The organism is Isoptericola chiayiensis, from assembly GCF_013149805.1.
GTDB lineage: Bacteria > Actinomycetota > Actinomycetes > Actinomycetales > Cellulomonadaceae > Isoptericola > Isoptericola chiayiensis.
In genome coordinates, this window is the sequence record NZ_JABEZT010000003.1 from 177,497 (window position 1) to 197,056 (window position 19,560).

General features: G+C 72.4%; 21 protein-coding genes and 1 pseudogene. 8 read left to right on the forward strand and 14 right to left on the reverse strand.

Annotation, left to right across the window (positions count from 1 at the left end):
• Positions 1–68: 68 nt before the first annotated feature.
• Complete coding sequence (locus tag HDG68_RS07050) at positions 69–617, forward strand: WHG domain-containing protein (RefSeq protein ID WP_216648137.1); 549 nt, start codon at positions 69–71, stop codon at positions 615–617.
• On the opposite strand, the gene HDG68_RS07055 is transcribed toward HDG68_RS07050, so the two are convergent.
• Positions 612–1,178, reverse strand: a complete 567-nt coding sequence (locus HDG68_RS07055) for a TetR/AcrR family transcriptional regulator (RefSeq protein ID WP_343037471.1) — start codon at positions 1,176–1,178, stop codon at positions 612–614. The genes HDG68_RS07050 and HDG68_RS07055 overlap by 6 nt on opposite strands.
• A 69-nt stretch (positions 1,179–1,247) precedes the next feature.
• On the opposite strand from HDG68_RS07055, the gene HDG68_RS07060 reads away from it, so the two are divergent.
• Positions 1,248–2,297, forward strand: a complete 1,050-nt coding sequence (locus HDG68_RS07060; RefSeq protein ID WP_172150617.1) for a zinc-binding dehydrogenase — start codon at positions 1,248–1,250, stop codon at positions 2,295–2,297.
• A gap of 4 nt (positions 2,298–2,301) precedes the next feature.
• On the opposite strand, the gene HDG68_RS07065 is transcribed toward HDG68_RS07060, so the two are convergent.
• Together HDG68_RS07065 and HDG68_RS07070 are read right to left on the reverse strand one after the other, a co-directional pair.
• Complete coding sequence (locus tag HDG68_RS07065) at positions 2,302–3,003, reverse strand: phosphatase PAP2 family protein (RefSeq protein ID WP_172150619.1); 702 nt, start codon at positions 3,001–3,003, stop codon at positions 2,302–2,304.
• Complete coding sequence (locus HDG68_RS07070) at positions 3,000–3,680, reverse strand: phosphatase PAP2 family protein (protein WP_172150621.1); 681 nt, start codon at positions 3,678–3,680, stop codon at positions 3,000–3,002. Before HDG68_RS07070 ends, HDG68_RS07065 begins: the two co-directional genes overlap by 4 nt.
• Positions 3,681–3,806: 126 nt before the next feature.
• On the opposite strand from HDG68_RS07070, the gene HDG68_RS07075 reads away from it, so the two are divergent.
• Positions 3,807–4,778, forward strand: coding sequence for a quinone oxidoreductase family protein (locus tag HDG68_RS07075; RefSeq protein ID WP_172150623.1), 972 nt, complete (start codon positions 3,807–3,809; stop codon positions 4,776–4,778).
• 61 nt (positions 4,779–4,839) lie between these two features.
• Here the strand turns inward: HDG68_RS07075 and HDG68_RS07080 are convergent, their stop codons facing one another.
• The 5 genes from HDG68_RS07080 to HDG68_RS07100 form a co-directional block, all read right to left on the reverse strand.
• Positions 4,840–5,670 (reverse strand): ABC transporter permease, encoded by an 831-nt coding sequence (locus HDG68_RS07080; protein WP_172150625.1) that lies wholly within the window; start codon positions 5,668–5,670, stop codon positions 4,840–4,842.
• Positions 5,667–6,434, reverse strand: coding sequence for an ATP-binding cassette domain-containing protein (locus tag HDG68_RS07085; protein ID WP_216648138.1), 768 nt, complete (start codon positions 6,432–6,434; stop codon positions 5,667–5,669). The genes HDG68_RS07080 and HDG68_RS07085 overlap by 4 nt, the downstream gene beginning before the upstream one ends.
• Positions 6,431–7,792 carry an amidohydrolase family protein gene (locus HDG68_RS07090; RefSeq protein ID WP_172150627.1) on the reverse strand — a complete coding sequence of 454 codons (1,362 nt, stop codon included), beginning with the start codon at positions 7,790–7,792 and terminating at the stop codon, positions 6,431–6,433. Before HDG68_RS07090 ends, HDG68_RS07085 begins: the two co-directional genes overlap by 4 nt.
• Positions 7,789–8,895 carry an ABC transporter substrate-binding protein gene (locus HDG68_RS07095; protein ID WP_172150629.1) on the reverse strand — a complete coding sequence of 369 codons (1,107 nt, stop codon included), beginning with the start codon at positions 8,893–8,895 and terminating at the stop codon, positions 7,789–7,791. Before HDG68_RS07095 ends, HDG68_RS07090 begins: the two co-directional genes overlap by 4 nt.
• Before the next feature lie 146 nt (positions 8,896–9,041).
• A complete protein-coding gene (locus HDG68_RS07100) occupies positions 9,042–9,638 on the reverse strand; it encodes a helix-turn-helix domain-containing protein (RefSeq protein WP_172150631.1) in 597 nt (198 codons plus the stop codon).
• Between the two features lie 385 nt (positions 9,639–10,023).
• On the opposite strand from HDG68_RS07100, the pseudogene HDG68_RS17660 reads away from it, so the two are divergent.
• Positions 10,024–10,379 (forward strand): annotated as a pseudogene (locus tag HDG68_RS17660) (cyclophilin-like fold protein).
• Between the two features lie 481 nt (positions 10,380–10,860).
• Here the strand turns inward: HDG68_RS17660 and HDG68_RS07110 are convergent.
• The 5 genes from HDG68_RS07110 to HDG68_RS07125 form a co-directional block, all read right to left on the reverse strand.
• A complete protein-coding gene (locus HDG68_RS07110) occupies positions 10,861–11,379 on the reverse strand; it encodes a ferredoxin--NADP reductase domain-containing protein (protein WP_172150633.1) in 519 nt (172 codons plus the stop codon).
• The gene (gene fdxA, locus HDG68_RS07115) at positions 11,376–11,693 is read right to left on the reverse strand and encodes a ferredoxin (protein ID WP_343037472.1); all 318 of its coding nucleotides are present in this window, start codon (positions 11,691–11,693) and stop codon (positions 11,376–11,378) included. Before fdxA ends, HDG68_RS07110 begins: the two co-directional genes overlap by 4 nt.
• Positions 11,694–11,858: a hypothetical protein gene (locus HDG68_RS17665; protein ID WP_425483752.1), complete on the reverse strand. Its 165-nt coding sequence runs from the start codon at positions 11,856–11,858 to the stop codon at positions 11,694–11,696.
• 86 nt (positions 11,859–11,944) lie between these two features.
• Positions 11,945–12,358 (reverse strand): (R)-mandelonitrile lyase, encoded by a 414-nt coding sequence (locus tag HDG68_RS07120; protein ID WP_172150635.1) that lies wholly within the window; start codon positions 12,356–12,358, stop codon positions 11,945–11,947.
• Positions 12,355–13,269, reverse strand: a complete 915-nt coding sequence (locus tag HDG68_RS07125; protein ID WP_172150637.1) for a helix-turn-helix transcriptional regulator — start codon at positions 13,267–13,269, stop codon at positions 12,355–12,357. The genes HDG68_RS07120 and HDG68_RS07125 overlap by 4 nt, the downstream gene beginning before the upstream one ends.
• A 116-nt stretch (positions 13,270–13,385) precedes the next feature.
• Between HDG68_RS07125 and HDG68_RS07130 the strand changes: the two genes are divergently transcribed.
• Positions 13,386–13,757 (forward strand): DUF2255 family protein, encoded by a 372-nt coding sequence (locus HDG68_RS07130; RefSeq protein WP_172150639.1) that lies wholly within the window; start codon positions 13,386–13,388, stop codon positions 13,755–13,757.
• 101 nt (positions 13,758–13,858) lie between these two features.
• Here HDG68_RS07130 and HDG68_RS07135 read toward each other — a convergent pair whose 3' ends face one another.
• Positions 13,859–14,812 (reverse strand): sugar phosphate isomerase/epimerase family protein, encoded by a 954-nt coding sequence (locus HDG68_RS07135; protein ID WP_172150641.1) that lies wholly within the window; start codon positions 14,810–14,812, stop codon positions 13,859–13,861.
• A 193-nt stretch (positions 14,813–15,005) separates the two neighbouring features.
• Here HDG68_RS07135 and HDG68_RS07140 point away from each other — a divergent pair, with 193 nt between their 5' ends.
• The 3 genes from HDG68_RS07140 (at position 15,006) to HDG68_RS07150 (ending at position 19,510) form a co-directional block, all read left to right on the forward strand.
• Positions 15,006–17,723 (forward strand): helix-turn-helix transcriptional regulator, encoded by a 2,718-nt coding sequence (locus HDG68_RS07140; RefSeq protein WP_172150643.1) that lies wholly within the window; start codon positions 15,006–15,008, stop codon positions 17,721–17,723.
• A 98-nt stretch (positions 17,724–17,821) separates the two neighbouring features.
• The gene (locus tag HDG68_RS07145) at positions 17,822–18,646 is read left to right on the forward strand and encodes an alpha/beta fold hydrolase (RefSeq protein ID WP_172150645.1); all 825 of its coding nucleotides are present in this window, start codon (positions 17,822–17,824) and stop codon (positions 18,644–18,646) included.
• A gap of 24 nt (positions 18,647–18,670) precedes the next feature.
• Positions 18,671–19,510 carry an alpha/beta hydrolase gene (locus tag HDG68_RS07150; protein WP_172150647.1) on the forward strand — a complete coding sequence of 280 codons (840 nt, stop codon included), beginning with the start codon at positions 18,671–18,673 and terminating at the stop codon, positions 19,508–19,510.
• Positions 19,511–19,560 lie beyond the last annotated feature (50 nt).

Genomic DNA, 19,560 nt, shown 5'->3' on the forward strand with positions numbered 1-19,560 from the left:
GGGTGCGTTCGGCGGCTTGACGGGTAGGCTAACAGCGTTAGTTTCCGAACTGTTCCCGGGGGTCGGCCGTGGTCCGTGCATCGACGGGACGACGGGCGGACATCGTCCGAGCGGCACGCGAGATCCTCGACGGCGAGGGTGCCGACGCCGTCACCATGCGGTCGGTCGCCTCTCGGCTCGGCATCCGTGCACCGTCCCTGTACAACCACGTGCCGGGTAAGCAGGCGATGGAGAACCTGCTGATCTCCGACGGTTTCGAGGAGCTGACGTCCGCGCTGCTCGGGGCACTGGAGGGCACGGTCGGCCGCGACGTCGTCGTGATCGGACAGGCGTACCGTGACTTCGCGCGCCGGCACCCCCACCTCTACCGGTTGATGACGGAGAGGGAGCTTGACCGGGACGGGCTGACACCCGGCGTCGAGACGGCAGCGGCGCGCCCGCTGGTCGAGGCGCTGCACGGTGACGAGACGCGGGCACGCGCCGTGTTCGCGTTCATGCACGGGATGACCTCGTTGGAGCTCCGCCGCCGCTTCCCGCCGGGAGCCGATCTCGACGCCGCCTGGGCTGTGGGGCTGGCGCAGCTCGCCGCCGACCCGGCGCCGCCGACCGCCTCATGAGTGCCGGGTCGCGGCCCGGACCAGCTCCCGTGCCAGCTCGCACGTGACCGCCAGCGTCTCAAGGGGCAGCGGCTGCGTGGCCAGCGCGCCCTCGTGCAGCACGAGCAGGCGGTCGGCGAGGACGCCCGGCTCGGCGCAGCCCGCTGTCGTGGCGAGCTCGGCGAACAGGTCGCGCAGCCAGCGCTTCTGGTCGACGACGACCGCGCGCGCCGGGTGCTCGGGGTCCGGGAGCTCGGCCAGCGCGTTGACGAAGGCGCACCCGCGCTCGTTGGTCTCGCTCCACGTCGTCAGCGCGTCGAACGGCGCGGTGACGGCGTCGAGGGGCTCGTCGCAGCGGTCGACGGCGGCCAGCACGAGCGCACGCCACCGCTCGTCACGCTGGGTCAGGTAGACGGCGACGAGCCGGTCCTTGGACCCGAACCGGTTGTAGAGGGTTCGTTTGGTGACCCCCGAGCGTTCGGCGACGAGGTCCACGCCGACCGCGGTGATGCCGCGGGTGTAGAACAGCTCCTCGGCGGCCGCGACGATGCGGCGGCCGGCCGGGGTCAGGGACTCCTGCACTGGACACTCCTTCACTGATCTGTATACCTTGGCAGGGTTCACCGATCAGTATACCGAGGAGGTCCTGTCATGAACCGGTCGACCACCATGCGAGCGGTACGGATCGCCGAGCACGGCGGCCCGGAGGTCCTGCACCTCACGGAAGTCCCCGTCCCGACGCCGGGCGACGACGAGGTGCTCGTCGAGGTCGCCGCCGTCGCCCTCAACAACACCGACCTGTGGACCCGCGAGGGCGCCTACGGGCTCGCCGGAGACCCGGACGCCCGGGCCGGCTGGCGCGGACCCCTCGACTTCCCCCGCACCCAGGGCGCCGACGTCGCCGGCCGCGTGACCGCCGTCGGACCGGGAGTCGACACCGGCCTGGTGGGCCGCCGCGTCGTCGTCGACCCGGCCCTCTACGCCGGGGACGGGCCCGACGCCCACCCGGTCGGGCTCCTGGGCAGCGAGCGCGACGGCGGCTACGCCGAGTACGTGACCGCGCCGGCCGACCAGGTCCACGACCTGACCCGCTCGCCACTCACGGACGACCAGCTCGCCGCCCTGCCCACGGCCTACGGCACCGCGCTCGGCATGATCGAGCGCGGCGGCCTCGCCCCCGGCGAGACGGTGCTGGTCACCGGGGCGTCCGGCGGCGTCGGTCTCGCCGCCGTCCAGCTCGCCCGCGCCCGCGGCGCGCACGTGGTCGCCGTGAGCAGCGGCTCCAAGCTCGACGCCGTGCGCGACGCCGGAGCCCACCAGGTGCTCGACCGCGCCCGCGACGTCGTCGACCAGGCCGGCGTTGCCGCACCGGACGGCTACGACGTCGTCCTCGACGTCGTCGCCGGGGACCTGGTGGGCGACGGGCTGCCGCTGCTGCGCGAGGGCGGCCGCTGGGTGGTCGCCGGGGCGCTCGGCGGGTACGACGTGTCCTTCGACGTGCGGCGCCTCTACCTGCACAACGCCCAGGTGATCGGGACCTCCATGCACACGCGGACGCACTTCGGGCTGCTGATGGAGCTCGCGCGCGGCGGCGAGATCGCCCCGGTCGTCGCCGCGACGTTCCCGCTCGAGCAGGCCGCCGCGGCGCAGGAGGAGCTCGCACGCCGCGGACACGTCGGCAAGCTCGTCCTGCACCCCTGACGGATCAGCTCACCCGGGCCTTCGAGGTGTCCCGGCGCAGGTACCACCACGCCACCACCAGGCACAGCACCCCGTTGAGGATGCCGAACACGACGTCCAGCGGACCGTGCATGCCGCGGTAGATGCGCGAGATGCCCACGGCGAACGGGATCGCCGTGCACACCACCGTGACCACGGTGCGCAGCACCTGGTTCTCGATGCGCTGGGCCAGCATCGCCATCGTCAGCCACAGCGCCGTCGACGCCCCCGTGTGCCCGCTCGGGAAGCTCGACGTCGGCGGCGCCTCGTCCAGCTTCTCGACGTCGGGGCGCTCGCGGCCCACCAGCGCGGAGGAGGTGATGAACAGCAGCGACTGCAGGGACACGGCGAGGGCCGGGACGACGGCGAACCACCACTGGCGGGTGCGCCACCACAGGATCGCGACGGTCAGCGCGGTCACGCCGATGACCACCTCGGTCATGCCGAGGTGCCCCACCCACTCCGAGACGGTGTTCATCGTGGGGGTCCGGTGGTCGGCGAACCACTGCTCGACCGCGTTTCCCTCGGGGTAGTCGTCCAGGGGTCCGACGATCAGGAAGCCGACACCGATGAGCACGAGCCAGCCGACGACGGCGGGCAGCAGCGCCCGCGTCGCGGCGTCCCGGGCGGCGGACCTGACCGTCGGTCGGCTCGTGTCGAGCTCGTAGCGGTGGACGAACGTGTTCATCGATGCTCCGCATCTGTCGTGCGGGTGGTGGGTGCCCACCCGCGGTAGCCGAGGTAGGACGCCCCGGAGACGGTGGCCCCGAGGAGGATGCCGGCGACGACGTCCGTGGGGTAATGGACGCCGAGGAAGATCCGGTCGGCGGCGGTGATCAGGGTGAAGACGCCTGCGACCGCCGGCACGACGACGCGCCCCGTGCGGCCCAGAACGGGCCAGACCAGCAGCGTGAGCGTGACGGCGGCGGTCGCGGACGACGTCGCGTGCCCGGACGGGAAACTCAGCCCGGGGGCGTCGAGGATGACGTCGTCGACCTCCGGGCGCACCCGGCCGACGGCGAGCTTGGCCAGGTTCGCCAGCCCCCACGAGACGAGCAGGGTCACGACGGCCCAGAGGGCCCGGCCGGGGTAGCCGTGACGTCGCCACATCCACAGGGCGAGCAGGGCGCCGACGAGCACCACCCAGCCGGGCTGGGTGACGGCCGACCAGGTGACGAAGAAGTCCTGCAGCCACGGGTGGTCCAGCGTGACCCGTGTCGCGGCGTCGACCACCGCCTGGTCGGCGTCGTGGATCGCCTGGTTCGTCCGGACGAACCAGGCGAGGACCAGCACGGGCACGAAGCCGGCCACGGCGAAGGCGCCGGCGCGGACCAGGGCGCGGGCACGGGCGGACTGTCGAGGCATCCCGGGAGGCTAACCCGCGATCGGGCGGAGCGCTCCTCGACCCGGGAAAGGGTGCCCTGACGGTGTCTCCCCCGGGTGCGGGAGCCGACGTAGCGTCGAGAGGAGACGTACGAGAACGGAGTCGCCATGAGCACCATGCCCGCGCTGCAGACCGTCCCGGGTTCGGCCCGGCCCGACCTCGCACAGGTCCCGGTGCCGGAACCCACCGAGGAGCAGATCCTCGTCCGGACCCGAGCCGTCGCCGTCAACAACGCCGACGTCGCCGTCGCCGCGGACGTGCGCGTCCCCGGCTTCGAGTTCTGCGGCGAGGTCGTCGCGGTCGGGACGGCCGTGGAGTCCTTCGCACCCGGGCAGCGTGTCGCGGGGGTCGGAGCGGGGGCGTTCGCCGAGTACGTGGCCGTCCTCTATCGGCACGTGATGTCGGTGCCCGAGGGGGTCCCCTCCGACGTGGCCGCCGCGCTGCCCACCGCTCTGCTCACCGAGTACGGTGCGCTGCGCCGCGCCGGCCTGCAGGCGGGCGAGACCGTGCTGATCACGGCGGCGACCTCGGCGATCGGGCTGGTCGGCATGCAGGTCGCGGCCGAGCTGGGCGCTGCCCGCGTGCTCGCGACGACGCGGAACGAGGAGCGGCGGGCACTGCTGGAGCGGGCAGGTGCGGACGCTGTCGTGGTCACGAGCAGCGAGGACCTGGCGACCCGGGTGCGGGAGCTGACCGACGGTGCGGGTGCCGACGTCGTCCTGGACCACGTCGGCGGGGACGCTCTCGACGGGGCGATCGCCGCAGCGCGGCCCGGCGGCCGGGTGATCAGCGTGGGACGCCTGGCAGGGCCCACGGCGGAGATCGACCTCTTCGCCCTGGCCCGCAGCGGTGCCGTCCTGCAGTCCGTCTCCTTCGGCTTCACGCCGGTGGAGATCATCGGCAGGCAGCTCGACGGAGTGGCACGAGACCTGTCGGACGCCGTCTCCCGAGGACGCGTCGCACCGGTGATCGGCCGGCGCGTCCCCTTCGCCGACCTGCCGGAGACGCTCGCGGCGCTGGCCGCCGGCGAGCACGTCGACGGCAAGGCCGTGGCCGTGGCCGTGCTCGACGGCCGGTGACCTGACCGGACGTCGACCGGGTCCTGTGCGGCGCGCTCGCCATACCCCGGAGGGACGGGGGTCAGTGCTGTTCCCAGGTCACCACGACGCGGCGGAGCAGCCGGACCAGGACGTTCAGGGTGATGCCGAGTGCGGACAGGATGATCAGCAGGGCGAAGACCGCTGGCGTCTCCATCCGGCCCTGCGCCTGCAGGATCAGCACGCCGAGGCCCTGCTGGGCACCCACGAACTCTGCCACGATCGCTCCGATCATTGCGTTGGCCACCGCCAGCTCGAGTCCGCTGAAGATCTGAGGCAGCGCGGCAGGGACGAGCAGGCGGAGGCGCATCTGCATGGGGCTGGCCCCGTTGACGCGAAAGAGGTCCACCTGGTCCTTGTCGACTCCGCGCAGCCCGTGGAGGGTGTTGACCAGCACGGGGAAGAAAGCCAGGAGTACCACGACCACGACCTTCGACGACAGGCCGAACCCGAACCAGATCACGAACAACGGGGCGACCGCGACCTTCGGGATGGACTCGATCGCGACGATGTAGGGGAAGACGATCCCGTACACCGTGGGCAGCTGGGCGAGGGTGATGGCCAGCACGAGCCCGAGCGTCACCCCGATCGCGAGGCCGAGCAGGACCTCGGTCATCGTGGCCACGGTGGCCTCGAGGTAGACAGGGAATGCGGCCGGGTCGGTCAGCGCGGCGAGGACGTCGCTGAACACGGGCACGACGTACGACGGCGTCCCCAGCGCGGTGGGAAGGAACTGCCAGGCGAGAAGCAGTACCGCGAGGACGACGAGCGAGCCGACGACCTGGCGTCTCTTGCCGGCGTCGCGACGACGCCGCGGTGTCGTCCTCGGTGTCGCGCTCGTGGTGCGGGCATCGGTGGATGTGGTGGTGCTCATGCTGCGCTCACCTCGAAGTGTCGGCGGATCTGGGCGCACAGGGAACCGAACTCGGGAGTCCCCATGAGCTCGAGGGTGCGTTCGGGGCCGAACGGGACCGTGATCTCGTCGACGATGCGCCCTGGGCGGGGGCTCATGACGATCACGCGCTGCGCGAGGAACACCGCCTCCGGGATCGAGTGGGTGATCAGGACGGCCGTCTTGTGGGTGTCTCGCCAGATCCGGTTGACCTCCACGTTGAGCACGTCTCGGGTCATCGCGTCGAGCGCGCCGAAGGGCTCGTCCATGAGCAGCAGGGAAGGCTCGTGCACCAGTGCTCGACAGATCGCGGCCCGCTGCTGCATCCCGCCGGAGAGCTCGTGGGGCCGCTTCGTGGCGAACTCCCCGAGCCCCACCATGCGTAGGAGGTCCATGGCGTTCTCCTTGTCGGCGGCCGAGGCGCGCCGTTTCAGGGTCACCGGGAGCAGCACGTTGGACAGGATGTCGAGCCAGGGCAGCAGGGTGGCCTTCTGGAAGACCATCCCGACGTCGTCGGAGCGGTTCGCCCCGAGCTCGTTGTTGCCCAGGATGCCGACGCCCGACGTGTGCTGCTCGAGGTTCGCCAGGATCTTGAGCAGCGTCGTCTTGCCGCACCCCGAGGGCCCGACGACGGCGACGAACTCGCCGTCCTCGATCCTGAGGGTGACCTCGCTGAGAGCTGTGACGTCGCCGGTGCGCGTGCTGTAGACCTTTCCGAGCCGGTCGAGCTCGACCAGCGCGCTCACAGGTCGATCCCGTAGACGTCGCAGAGGTTGCGGTGCAGCACCCGTTCCGCCAGCCAGGTGGCCTGACCGACGGTCCAGAGCCGGTCGGTCACGCCGGCGTGCAGCACCCGGTCCAGCGCCGTGCGGCTCCGTGCCGTGGCCGAGACATGGAGCTCCGGGGAGCCGGTGTCGGTCCCGAAGAGGACACGGTCGGCCGGCAGCAGCTCGAGCCACTCCTCGAGGACGCGCACCACCGCGTGGTGGTGCAGGTACGGCATCCAGGAGAAGTCCAGGCGGACGTTGCCGTGCATCTGCGCGAGCGCCGCCAGGTTCGAGGAGTACGGGTAGCCGCCGTGGATCAGCACGACCCGCAGGGTGTTGAGGGCCGGGTCGCCGAGGAACTCCTCGAGCAGGAGCGGGTTCGCCGTCGAGATGCGCAGACCGGGTTCCGTGTGGCCGAACCCGGTGTGGATCTGCATCGGCAGCCCGGCCGCGACGGCCCACTCGGCGATGGCGTAGGCCAGGTGGTCGGCCAGCGCCTTGTGGGCGGCCGGCTCGAGATCCGCCTCGCCCTCGCGACCGTCGAACGGTTGGTCGGCTCCGGTGCGCAGGGTGTGCCAGGCAGCCTCGGCGGTCGCGTGGTCGGTGCGGACGAAGTCCAGGGACCGTACGTACGCCGATGCGATCTTGAGCCCGACGAAGCCGGCGTCTCGTCGGCGTGCCAGCGAGGAGAGCACGAAGTCCGTGTACTCCGAGAGGGTGGTCGGCAGAGAGGTCCCGGCGATCTCGAGCTGGCGCTGGAGGATCCTCCAGAAGATCCGGCGGAACCGGGGTGCGTCGGTCCCTCGCCCCTCCCAGCGCGGGTGGCCGAACGGGTAGAGGTACGGGTCGATCCTCGCGATCGGCTTGTACCGCTCGTGCGGCCAGACCTCGGAGTCGATCTCGGGGATGTCGGTGAGCACCGCCGACGTCCCCGAGAGCAGCAGGGCGCGGTCGTAGAGCCCGGCCGGGTCGGTCTGCCGCGCGTGGCGGCTGACCTCGTCGATCCGGTCGCTCGGCACCGGTCCGTACAGAGCCTCGCACCCCTCGCGCAGGGCGACGGCGTGGACGGAAGTCTGCTGGAACGTGCGGCTCTCCCGGATCAGGTCCGGGATCCCCAGCTCGACCGCCAGCCGGTGGGCGCCCGTCTCGTCGCCGCTCTCGTGCAGGCTCATGTAGCGCTGGTAGTCGGCGTGGGGGACACGGCCCTCGACGTGGCCGTGGGCCACCTCGAGCAGGTAGTGGTCGACGCCGGTGACGGGCTGGCCGGGCCGGACGTATCCGGCGTGCGAGTGGTGGTCGATCGCAGGGATGCCCTCGGTGTAGCGGGGGACGTTCACTCGGACCACTCCTCGGCGGCCGCCACGACGGCGTCCTGGTCGAAGTCGTTGTACGCCTCGACGAACGTGTTCTGCACGTGCGCCTCGGCATCGACGGGCTCGCCGACGATGCCCGCCGACTCCGCGAAGTCCGCCCACGAGGTCACGGCCTCTGCCGAGTAGGCGCCCCAGGTGCCGTTCGCCGCCGGGTCGCCGGCGACCAGCAGGTCGATCCGGCGCTCGAGGGAGGTGAGGTCGATCGCCAGCTGCTCGTCCTCGCTCACGCCCGCGAGTCGTGTCTGCGGGTAGTCGGCGTACATGATCTGCAACGCCGCCTCGGGGCGGGTCGCCGTGAAGAGCGTGGCCTTGGCGACCGCGCGCCCGAACCCTTCGAGGACCTCCGGCGAGGACTCGACGTAGTCCGGGGAGGTGAAGTAGGTCGTGGAGAAGAGCGACTCGACCTCGGGCGTGGTGAAGTAGTTCAGCTCGGCGCCGGTGGCCTCGAACGCCGCGTACTCGGTGTCCCACAGGGAGAGGGCCTGGACCTCGTCGGTCTCCATCGCCTGCAGGGCTGCGGCTCCGGTCCCCACGGCGACGTTGGTGAAGTCCTCGCCCTCGGTGAACCCGACCGAGTCGAGGATCCCGTTGGAGAGCAGCAGGTTGCTGCTGCCGAGGCTGGCCTGCCCGACGGCGGCTCCCTCGATGTCGGTGAGCTCCTGGACCGGTCCGTCGGCGAGCGAGACGATCGACCCGGTCTGCTGACGGATGTAGTTGTAGACGAGCTGCAGGTCGGTCCCGGACTCGATCGCCTGCCACAGCGGCTCGGGCGGTGTGGAGCCGATCTCCAGGGCGCCGGTGTTGATCCCCTGGACGATCGAGGTCGAGTCGGTCGTGTGGACGATCTCCAGGTCGATGCCTTCCTCCTCGAAGTATCCGAGGTGCTGTCCGACGGCCATCGGGGAGTTGTTGGCCCCCATCTGGGTGGGGATGCCGAAGCGGACGGTGACGGGCTCGTCCGTGCTGTCGGCGGATCCGGTGCCGGACGAGCAGGCCGTCAGCGCCGTGGCGCTGAGCAGGAGGGTGGCGGTGGCTCCGAAGAGCGACCGACGGGAGTGGACGGACACGGGGGACTCCTTCAGACGGTGGGCGACCCGCGGACGGGCCGGATCATGGCGTGACGGGGTAGGGAGACGTCGCGGTCGGGACATGGGGAGCTCGGGATTCAGGGGTGCGGCTCCCGGTCGGCCCGTGACGTACGGGCCGGTGGAGCTCAGGCGTCGGCGCTGGAGGCGCTGCGGCCGGACGAGCCGGGGAAGGATGGTGGGGACACCACCCAGACGGCCTCGGCGGGGTCGGGTCCCGGGTTGTGGACGGCGTGCGGGACGTTCGTGCGGTACTCGATGCTGTCGCCGGTGGCGAGAGTGGTGGTCTCGCCGTCGACGGTGATCTGGAGACGGCCTCGGGTGACGAGGCAGATCTCCTGCGACTCACCGTGGGTGTATCCCTCGTCTCCTGTGCCCTGGCCGGGGGCGTACTCGGTGACGAGGACCTCGACGTTGCCGAGGGGCGGTTGGGTGACCTCGTAGTGGGTCACACCGCCGTCGGTGAGGATGCGAGGCCGGTCCGCTGCGCGCAGGACGCGACCGGTGGTGGTGGGGGACTGGAAGAGCTCCAGCCAGGGGACGCCGAACGTCTCCGCGATCGAGCGCAGGACGGTCAGGCTCGGGTTGGCCTGGCCGTGCTCGATCTGGCTGATGTAGCCGGCGCTGACCCCGGCTCGCGCGGCGAGGTTCCGCATCGACAGGCCCGTGACGGCGCGGAGCTCGCGGACCCGTATGCCGAGTGCGGAGTTGTCCGACGTCGTCATGGTGCCTCCACTAAGCGGTGCGTTTACTGGCTGGTGGAGCCACCGTACGAGGGCTGGTCGCCACGGGGCAATGGCCCGGTGTAAACACTGTGTTGCACTTCAGTAAACGCGTCGCTTACCAGTGCCCGGGTGTCCGCGCGTCTCACGGGATGTCGGCCTGTCCGGACTCGGGCGCCGTCGACTCGCGCACCACGAGTCGCGTCGAGAGCTGGGGGAGGAACTGACGCCTGGCCCCCGGGCGGCAGGTGCGCCGTGTGCTTCACCCTGCCAGCGCGGGCGGAGACGACAGCCGCGGGGGAGAGAGCCCTGGTGCCCGACGTTCTCGTGCACCGGACGACGACCGGGACGGTCACCGTCTCCTGAGCAGCCGCCGAGGAGCCACCGCATGACGATCCGACTGACGGTCGCGGGCTGCGACCTCACCGCCACCCCGGCGGACGGCCCGGCCGCGCGCGACTTCGCAGCGCTGCTGCCGCTGACCTTGGAGCTCACCGACTTCCACGCCATCGAGAAGGTCGCCGACCTGCCTTCCCGGCTGTCCACCGCCGGGGAGCCGGACGGAACCACGGGAACGCCGGCGACCTCATGTACTACGCGCCCTGGGGCAACCTGGCGATCTTCTACCGCGACTTCGGCCACGCGCCGGGCCTGGTGCGGCTCGGGGCGTTCGACGATGCGGACGCGGTCGCTGTCCTGCGCGGGCTGGACGGTCCGACCGAGGTCACGATCTCGGCCGACTGACGGCCGTCCCCGCTGGCGGCCCGGCGACCGGCCGGCGACCGCCCGGGGGCAGCCGCCTCAGGCGGGGACGGACTCCAGTTCGTTCGCGCCGAAGAGCAGCTCGATCCGTCCGCGCAGTCCGCCTTGGCCGAGGCGGTGGTGGGCGTCGAAGACATCGGCCGAGGAGAAGGTCTCCGCACGCGCATCGGCAGCAGTCTCGCCTCGACCTGCTCGCGCAGCCGGGAGGTCCCGATCATCGCGTCGACGCCGCCGTCCACGAGGCCGAGCACGTCCACGACCACGTCGTCGCCGCGCAGGAAGAACACGTCCGCGTCGGCCGCGCGCAGGGCCGCCTCGCCGGTGAGGAAGGCCAGAGCGACCACCCGGTGGACCTCGGCGTGCGCCAGCGCGACGGCGTAGCCCCCGACCGCGCCGGCGGCACCGGTGGCGAGCACCGAGGATTCCTCGGGCGGCCCGAGGACGTTCCGGGCCGTGAGTGCTTTCATGAGGAAGGAAGCGGCCTCCGCGGGGCTCGCCCCCGCCGGTGCCGCGGATGCGGCCCAGCGGCTCGGCGTCGTCCGCTTGCGCGGGGCATGGCGCTGCGGTGCCGAGCCTGGTCGCGGGCCGCCTGTCCGCCACGCTCGAGCTGTCGCGGATCGCCGTCGGCTACGCGGTGCTCGCGGTCGTGGCGGTCGGCGTCGCGCTGCGCCCCGGTGGCCACCACGACGGCGTCGTAGACGGACCGCAGCTCGTCGATCGTGACGTCGGTACCGACCTCGACGTTGGCCAGCAGCGCCACGTCGTGGTGGTCGAGCATCCCGTGCAACGAGTCGATGATCCGCCGGGTCTTGGGGTGGTCCGGGGAGACGCCGTAGCGCACCAGGCCGTACGGCGTGGGGAGACGCTCGACGACGTCGACCCGCGTGCCCGGCGCGAGCTCGACCAGGAGCCCGGCCGTGCAGACGCCCGCCGGCCCGGCGCCGACGACGGCGACGCTCAGCGGCCGCGCGCCCCCGGTCACGACGCGCCCCCGCCGTGCGGGACCGCGGTGACGACCTCGTGGTCGCGGGGCACGACGCCGAGCCGTGCCGCACCGCCGGGCGAGCCGAGGTCGTCGAAGAACTCGACGTTCGCCCGGTAGTAGTCGCTCCACTCCGGCGGGACGCCGTCCTCGTAGTAGATGGCCTCGACCGGGCAAACCGGCTCGCGGGCGCCGCAGTCGACGCACTCGTCCGGGTGGATGTACAGCGAGCGCTGCCCTTCGTAGATGCAGTCGACCGGGTACTCCTCGAGGCAGCCCTTGTCCTTGACGTCGACGCAGGGTTCAGCGATCACCTAGGTCAGGATGTCGGACGCGGAGTCGCTGTGACGTGCGTCTCCGTCGCCGCCACCGGCGTCCAGGGCTCCGGCTGGGCCGTGCTCGGCGGGGAATCCGTCGGCCAGAAGCTGCTGATCCTCCAGCTCTTCGACCAGCAGGCCAACGTCCCCGTCGTCCCACACGCGTCGAGCGTCTCTGTTCGCACCGCATCAGCCCGTGATGCCGTGCGAACAGAGACGCTCGACGTCGGTCGAGGCCGAATCTCGCCTCACGCCTCGGCGGTCGGCCGGCCGTACTCCTCGTCGGTGACGTGCTCCAGCCACGTGGTGGTGGTCGAGGGGTCCTCGGCGTTGTCCAGCATCGCCAGGTGCTCCATGAAGCTGTCCGGCGCGGCACCGTGCCAGTGCTCCTCGCCCGGCGGGCAGTAGACCGTGGTGCCCTGTCCGGCGCGGACGACCTTCCCGTCGCGGGTGCCGACCAGTGCGACACCGGAGGTGACGTGCAGCGTCTGGCCCAGGGCGTGCGAGTGCCACGCCGTGCGGGCACCCGGGGCGAACCGGACCTTGGCGACCACCATCGACTGGCCGGCGTCCTGCGGGAACGCGACGGGGTCGAGCCACACGTCGCCGGTGAACTGCTCCGGCGGGTTCTTGGTGGTCGGGGGAGTGGTGAGGACCTTCATGGGGTCGTCCTTTCGACGGGGTCGGGGTCGGGTACGACGGCGGGGTGGCCGGGCCAGCCCTGGGAGGCCGCCCAGCTCGCGAGCAGGCGGAGGCGTTCCTCGGAGGCGCTGCCCGCCTGAGCGGTGTAGATCGTCAGCGACAGCCCCGGCTCGGCGGTCAGCTCCATGCCCTCGTAGGCGAGCTCGAGGTCGCCGACCACGGCGTGGTGGAAACCCTTCGTGCCGCTGCCGTGGTGCCGGACGTCGTGGGCGCCCCAGCGGGTGCGGAACTCGGTCGACCGGGTGGACAGCTCGCCGACGAGGTCGTGCAACCCCTTGTCGTGCGGGTCGCGCCCCGCCTCGATCCGCAGGATGGCGACCACGATGTCGGCCGCCAGGTTCCAGTCCGGGTAGAACCGTTCGGCGTGTTCGGTGTCCAGGAACGTGAACCGGGCGAGGTTCGGCGTCCCCGTGGCTCCGGTGAGCACGTCGTCGTAGAAGGCCCAGCCCAACCGGTTGGCGGCGAGGATGTCCATGCGGCCGTTGCGGACGAACGCCGGGCCGGCCGTCACCGCGTCGAGCGCGGCCTGCAGCGCGGGTCGTGCGACCCATCGCGCGGTCCCGCGACGTCGGGGTCGCGTCGGTGCGGCGCGGTTCGCGGTGTGCGCGAGGTCGAACAGGTGGGAGCGCTCGGCCTCGTCGAGCTGCAGCGCGCGAGCGAGGGACTCCAGCACCGGGTCGGACACGCCCGCCAGGTTCCCGCGCTCCAGGCGTGCGTAGTACTCGACGCTCATGTCGGCGAGCATCGCCACCTCGCTGCGTCGCAGGCCCGGCACACGCCGGTTGCTGCCGGCCGGCAGACCGGCGTCGGCCGGTGTGACCCTGGCGCGACGCGAGGTGAGGAACTCCTTCACGTCCTGGCGGATGTCCATGTCTCGACCGTACGAGCGGACGATGTCGCGTGCGAGGTACTGGCAGTACACCCTTCGGCAGTGCCTCGCTCGCACGCCGTTCGTGTCGTCTCCTGGAGGGAGACGAGAGGAGCACCATGACGACATGGACACCTGACGAGCTCGCGGCGATCGGTGACGCCGGTGAGCTGCGCATCGCCCCGGCCCGGACCGACGGCACCTTCCGTGGTCCCGTGCCCATCTGGGTGGTGCGCGTCGGCGACGCGCTGTACGTCCGGTCCTACCGCGGGTCCGACGGCGGCTGGTACCGCCAGGCCGTGCGCAGCGGGCACGCCCGGATCGACGCCGGCGGCGTCGAGCGCGAGGTCACGCTCACCGAGCCGACCGACGACGTCGACGCCGCGGTGGACGACGCCTACCGCACCAAGTACGGGCAGCTCAGCAGCTATGTCGCGCCGATGGTCGCACCGGCGGCCGCCGCCTCGACGCGACGGCTCGACCCCCGCTGACCGGCTCACCCACCGCCAAGCAGGTCTTCCGCGGCGAGTCCTGACTCCTGCACCCGGACCCGACGGTCCCCGGGGACGCCCGCCCCCGGGGACCGTCGCGCTCAGAAGTCGAGGCAGGTGAGGTACTCGAAGCTCTCGCGCGCGAAGCTCGCATCGGTGGGAGCGCCGTCCATCTCGACGACGTAGTACTTGACCTTGCCCTGGGCCGCCTCGAGGATCGACGGCCAGTCGATGTCACCCTCGCCGACGACGGTCTGGGTGCCGAATGCCGGCGTCGGGCCGGACAGGTCGCCGTCCTTGATGTGCAGCAGGTCGATGCGGTCGCCATACTCGTCGAGCAGCTCGACGACGTCGGCGCCGCCGTCGGTGGCCCAGTAGACGTCGACCTGGAACGCGACGTACCGCGGGTCGGTGTTGCGGACCACGGCCTCCCACCAGCTCATCGACTCGCCCGTCGCGGGGTCGGTGACCTGGAGGACGAACTCGTTCCAGTGGTTGTGGCCGAAGTGCTTGCCGGTGCCGGCCTTGACGGACCGCTCGCCGGCGGCGTTCATGGCCTCGGCGGTCTCCAGGGCGCTCTCCCACGTCGTGGTGCCGCCGAAGAACGGGACGCCGGGGCCGGACCAGCCGCCGGAACCGGTGTACTTCTGGCCGAGCGTCTTGGCGAACTCGAGCGTCTCGTCGAAGGTCTCGGGGTCGGTGTCACCGTGTGAGCTCGGAGCCTTGAGGTGGTGCTCCTTGAGCAGGGCGCGGAACTCCTCCGCGGTGCGGCCCTCGTAACTGCCGCCGAACGGCTCCACGTTCTTGTAGCCGATGTCCGCCAGCTCGGCGAGCACGGCGTCGACCCCGATCTCCTGCTGCCAGCTGCTGTAGCTGTAGAGCTGGAACGAGATCTTGCTCGCCGGGACGGACCGGCCGGAGCACTGGGAGGCAGAACCGGGGGCCCGGTCCTTCTGGGGGGCGTCGGCGGCGGCCGGGGCGGCTGCTGCCAGGGGAAGGGCGAGTCCTGCGGCCGCGACGGCCGTCGCGGCCCGCGTCAGGAGAGTACGTCGCATCGTCGGGATTCCTCTCGAAGGCGTCGGTGCCCACCGTCGGACACCTGGGTCGGGAGCGAGCGTCGGCGGTGTCGTTTCGACGCCCGCCCCCGTACTTATGAAAGATAACAGCAGAAGACTGCTCCGCAATACCCTCCTTCGGCGTCCATGCGATCGAAAGCGCGGTGCCGCGGCGGGCCCTATCTTGTGACCCATGGGCAGCACCGGCGGCCTGCTGGGTCGCGCGGACGAGCTGCGGCAGGTCGCCGCCCTGATCGGTGCTGCGCGCAACAGGCACGGGGGTGCGCTGGCGGTGCTGGGCGACCCCGGCGTCGGCAAGACCTCCCTGCTGTCCGCCGCGTGCACCGACACCGACGCGCGCGTGGTGCACGTCGACGGCTTCGAGTCGGAGTCGGCGATGCCCTTCGCCGCCGTCGAGCGCCTCACCGGCGTGCTGCGCGAGTTCGTCGACGGCGTGCCCGCCCGGCAGCGGGAGGCGCTGCAGGTCGCCACGGGACGCAGCGACGGTCCGCCGCCGGACCGGTTCCTGGTCGGCCTCGCCGTGCTGAGCACGCTCGCCGCGGCGGGCACCGGGCGTCCCCTGGTCTGCGCGGTCGACGACGCCCACCTGGTCGACCGGGAGAGCCTCGCCGTCCTGGCGTTCGTCGGCCGGCGGCTGCAGGCCGAGCGGGTGGCGCTGATCCTGGCCGGTCGGGACGAACCGGCCCTGACCGAGCACCTGACCGGCGTGGCCCTCCTGCGGCTGGTCGGCCTCGCACCCGAGCCGGCGGCCGCCCTGCTGAACCGCGCGACGTCGCGACCCTTCACCGCGACCGCCACGACCGCCGTCGTCCGGGCCACCGGCGGCAACCCGCTCGCCCTCGTCGACCTCGCCACGGACCCCGTGCTGCGCGAGCTGCCCACGCTGGGCCTCGGACCCGACCCCGTGACCATCGGCCGGCACCTCGAGGCCCACTACCTGCGCCGGGTCATGGTCCTCGCCGGCGCCGTGCAGCGCTGGCTGCTGCTGGCCGCCGCCGACCCCACCGGTGACCCGACGCTGCTGGCCGGCGCCGCGGACCGGCTCGGCCTCCCGCCGGACGCGGGGGACGACGCCGAGACGGCCGGCCTCGTCCGCCTGGTCCCGCAGGTGCGGTTCCGGCACCCGCTCGTGCGGTCCGCGATCTACACCTCGGCGTCGGGCAGGCAGCGCCGTGCCGTCCACCGGGCGCTCGCCGGCGCCGCTGACCAGCTGGGGCTGGTCGAGGCCGAGGCCTGGCACGCCTCGCGCGCCGTGCGGGACACCGACGAGGACGTGGCCACCCGGCTCGACCGGGCCGCCGAGCTCGCCGCCCGGCGCGGCGGCACCTCCTCCCGGGCGAGCATCCTGGCCCGGGCCGCCGACGTCTCCTCACCCGGACCCCAGCGCGGACAACGGCTCGTCGCCGCGGCCGAGGCCGCGCTCGCCGCCGGTGCGGCCGACGTCGCCGACCGCCTCCTCGCCGACGTGCCCCACACCGACCTCGACCCCGTCACCCGGGGTCGACGGATCGAGGTGCGGGCCGGCGTCGCCCTGTTCGTCGCCGACCCGTCCGGGGTGCGGCGCACGACGGCGGACCACCTCCGTGCCGCGGAGCAGTTCCGGGGCCGCGACCGGGCGCGCGAGCAGGACGCGCTGCTCAGGGCGTTCGAGACCTGCCTGACCACCGAGCACCTTGCCGAGGACGTGGCACTGGACGAGCTCGGCCGACGCATCGCCGACGGCGCCGACAGCGACGTGTCCGTGGACGTCGTGCTGCGCGGGATCTCCGCCGTGGCCCTCGCGCCCGCCGAGGAGGCCGTCGCCCCCGTGCGACAGGCCCACACCGCGCTGCTCGCGCTCCCCGACGCCCAGATGCTGCACCGAGCCGGGCTCCTCACCGCGCTCGCCATGTTCCTGTGGGACGACGCCGCGTGCCGCGCGGCGCTGGACCGCGCGGTCCGGGCGGCACGCCGGTCCGGTGCGCTGCAGGCGCTGGACTCCCTGCTGTGGACGGGCGCCCTCGCCGAGCTCGCCGCCGGCAGCGTCCGGCGCGCCGTCGCGCACGACCAGGCCCTGCGGGAGGTCCGGCGCGCCATGGGGTACGACGGCGCCAACGTCGTCAACGCGGCGCTGCTCGCCTGGACGGGCGCCCCTGAGAAAACCGTGCTGGCCCTCGCCGACGGCGCCGACGCCACCGGGTTCGGGGGCGTGGGTTCCTCCGCGCGCGCGGCCCTCGCGGTACGGCTCCTCTCCGAGCGGCGGTACCAGGAGGCGCTGGACCTCCTCGACCCCCTCATGGAGAAGGCGTTCCTGCACACCGCACCGCTCCATCTCGCCGACCACGCCGAGGCCGCCGCCCGTAGCGGGGACGTCGCCGCAGCACGCCGCGACGCCGCCGCGCTCCGTCGTCGTGCGCACGCCACCGGATCATCCTGGTGCGCCGGGCTGGCCCGGCGGGCGACGGCGCTCGCGGGCGAGGGCGACAGCGAGGCGGAGTTCCGTGCCTCTCTCGAGGCGTTGTCGGGCACCGTGGCGGAGGTCGAGCAGGGGCGCTCCCACCTGGTCTACGGCGAGTGGCTGCGGCGGCGGCGCCGACGGCGCGAGGCGGCCGTTCACCTGCGCCGGGCGTTGGAGCTGTTCACGGCCGCCGGGGCGGAGATCTTCCTGCCTCGCGCCCGGGCCGAGCTGGACGCCGTCGGGGGTGCGCCCCCGGGACCCGAGCAGGACGGTCTGGACCTGACGACGCAGGAGCGTGTCATCGCCCGGGCGGCCGCGGCCGGCCGCACGAACGCCGAGATCGCCGCGAACCTGTTCCTCAGTCCCAACACGGTCGACTACCACCTGCGCAAGATCTTCCAGAAGCTCGGGGTCACGTCACGTCGACAGCTCGCCGACCGCCTAGGCGGTTGAGTCGCGCCGACGGACTACGTGCCGCACGTGGTCCGCCCGCCGCGGGCAGCGCGGCACGCTCGGAGGGTCATCCACCGCTCGAGCCCCGGGAGGACGCCATGCCCTACGTCACCACCGACGACGGCGCCGAGATCTTCTACACCGACTGGGGGTCCGGCGGCACGCCCGTCGTGCTCAGCCACGGCTGGCCCCTCAACTCCGACGCCTGGGCGGCCGCCGCGCTGTTCCTCGCCGAGCGCGGTCATCGCGCCGTCGCCCACGACCGTCGTGGCCACGGCCGGTCCAGCCGTACCTGGGACGGCAACGAGATGGACACCTACGCCGACGACCTGGCCTGCCTGCTCGACGCGCTCGACCTGCACGACGTCACCCTGGTCGGCCACTCCACGGGCGGGGGAGAGGTCGTGCACTACGTGGCCCGGCACGGCTCCGCCCGGGTCGCCCGGGTCGTCCTGGTCTCCGCCGTCCCGCCACTGATGCTGCGTACGGACGACAACCCGCAGGGCCTGCCCCTGGAGGTCTTCGACGGTTTGCGGGCCGGCGAACGGTCGAACCGGGCGCAGCTCTACCGCGACCTCGCCGACGGGCCGTTCTTCGGGCACAACCGCAGCGGCGACGTCGACCAGGGCTTCCGGGACGCCTTCTGGCTGCAGGGCATGGCGTGCGGGCACCGCGCGGCGTACGAGTGCATCGACGCCTTCTCCGCCACCGACTTCCGTCCTGACCTGGAGAAGATCGACGTCCCCACGCTCGTGATCCACGGCGACGACGACCAGATCGTGCCGTACGAGGTCGGGGGTGCGCGGACCGTCGAGCTGGTCGACGGCGCACGCCTGCTGACCTACCCCGGCAGCGGGCACGCCCTGCCGGACACCGACCGCGAGCGCCTGCACGCCGACCTGCTGGCGTTCGTCGACTCCTGAACCGCACTCTCGAGAGGAATCGTCATGACCGGAACGACATCGAGCAGCAGACCTGACACGGTCGTCCTCGTCCACGGGTTGTGGATGACGCCGCGCAGCTGGGAGCACTGGGTCGAGCACTACGAGCGCCAGGGCATGACCGTGCTGGCGCCGGCCTTTCCCGGGTTCGAGGTGGAGGTGGAGGCGCTGCGGGAGAACCCGCAGGTCATCGCCGACCTGGGCGTCCCGGAGACGGTCGACCATCTGGCCGGGGTGATCGGGGCGCTGGACCGTCCACCGATCATCATCGGGCACTCGTTCGGCGGCACCCTGACCCAGCTCCTGCTGGCACGGGGCCTCGGGGCGGCGGGCGTGGCGATCGACTCGGCCCCGCCGGAGGGGGTCCGGGTCACGCCGCTGTCGCAGGCGCGGTCGCTGTTCCCGGCGCTGAAGAACCCGGCCAACCGGCACCGTGCCGTCGCGTTCACGGCCGAGGAGTTCCACTACGCGTTCGCCAACACCCTGTCCGCCGAGGACTCGCGGGCCGCCTGGGAGCGGTACGCGATCGGGGCGCCCGGCCGGTGGATCTGGGACTACGGCCTGATCGCCAACTTCAGGCCCGGGCACCAGGAGACCTGGCTGGACTTCAGCGCTGACAGGGCGCCGCTGCTGTTCATCGCGGGGGAGAAGGACCACATCATGCCGCCGGCGGTGAACCGTGCGAACGCGAAGCACTGGGAGAGGTCCCCGGCGCTGACGGAGTACGTGCAGCTGCCCGGCCGGGACCACTGGACGTGCGCGGCGCCGGGCTGGGAGGCGGTCGCCGATCGCGCGCTCACCTGGGCGTTGGAGCACGCGAACAGGTCGGAGCCGGCGCCGGCCTGACCGGATCGCGTCCGGGGTGGACGGTGGACGCCGTCCACCCCGGGCTGCCA

Excerpts from the sequence above, each read along its gene's own strand:
- HDG68_RS07150 (WP_172150647.1), top strand. The coding sequence starts at position 18,671 with ATGACCGGAACGACATCGAGCAGCAGACCTGACACGGTCGTCCTCGTC.
- HDG68_RS07145 (WP_172150645.1), top strand. The coding sequence starts at position 17,822 with ATGCCCTACGTCACCACCGACGACGGCGCCGAGATCTTCTACACCGAC.
- HDG68_RS07120 (WP_172150635.1), bottom strand. The coding sequence starts at position 12,358 with ATGAAGGTCCTCACCACTCCCCCGACCACCAAGAACCCGCCGGAGCAG.
- HDG68_RS07100 (WP_172150631.1), bottom strand. The coding sequence starts at position 9,638 with ATGACGACGTCGGACAACTCCGCACTCGGCATACGGGTCCGCGAGCTC.
- HDG68_RS07130 (WP_172150639.1), top strand. The coding sequence starts at position 13,386 with ATGACGACATGGACACCTGACGAGCTCGCGGCGATCGGTGACGCCGGT.
- HDG68_RS07125 (WP_172150637.1), bottom strand. The coding sequence starts at position 13,269 with ATGGACATCCGCCAGGACGTGAAGGAGTTCCTCACCTCGCGTCGCGCC.
- HDG68_RS07080 (WP_172150625.1), bottom strand. The coding sequence starts at position 5,670 with ATGAGCACCACCACATCCACCGATGCCCGCACCACGAGCGCGACACCG.
- HDG68_RS07070 (WP_172150621.1), bottom strand. The coding sequence starts at position 3,680 with ATGCCTCGACAGTCCGCCCGTGCCCGCGCCCTGGTCCGCGCCGGCGCC.
- HDG68_RS07075 (WP_172150623.1), top strand. The coding sequence starts at position 3,807 with ATGAGCACCATGCCCGCGCTGCAGACCGTCCCGGGTTCGGCCCGGCCC.
- HDG68_RS07060 (WP_172150617.1), top strand. The coding sequence starts at position 1,248 with ATGAACCGGTCGACCACCATGCGAGCGGTACGGATCGCCGAGCACGGC.
- HDG68_RS07140 (WP_172150643.1), top strand. The coding sequence starts at position 15,006 with ATGGGCAGCACCGGCGGCCTGCTGGGTCGCGCGGACGAGCTGCGGCAG.
- HDG68_RS07135 (WP_172150641.1), bottom strand. The coding sequence starts at position 14,812 with ATGCGACGTACTCTCCTGACGCGGGCCGCGACGGCCGTCGCGGCCGCA.
- HDG68_RS07065 (WP_172150619.1), bottom strand. The coding sequence starts at position 3,003 with ATGAACACGTTCGTCCACCGCTACGAGCTCGACACGAGCCGACCGACG.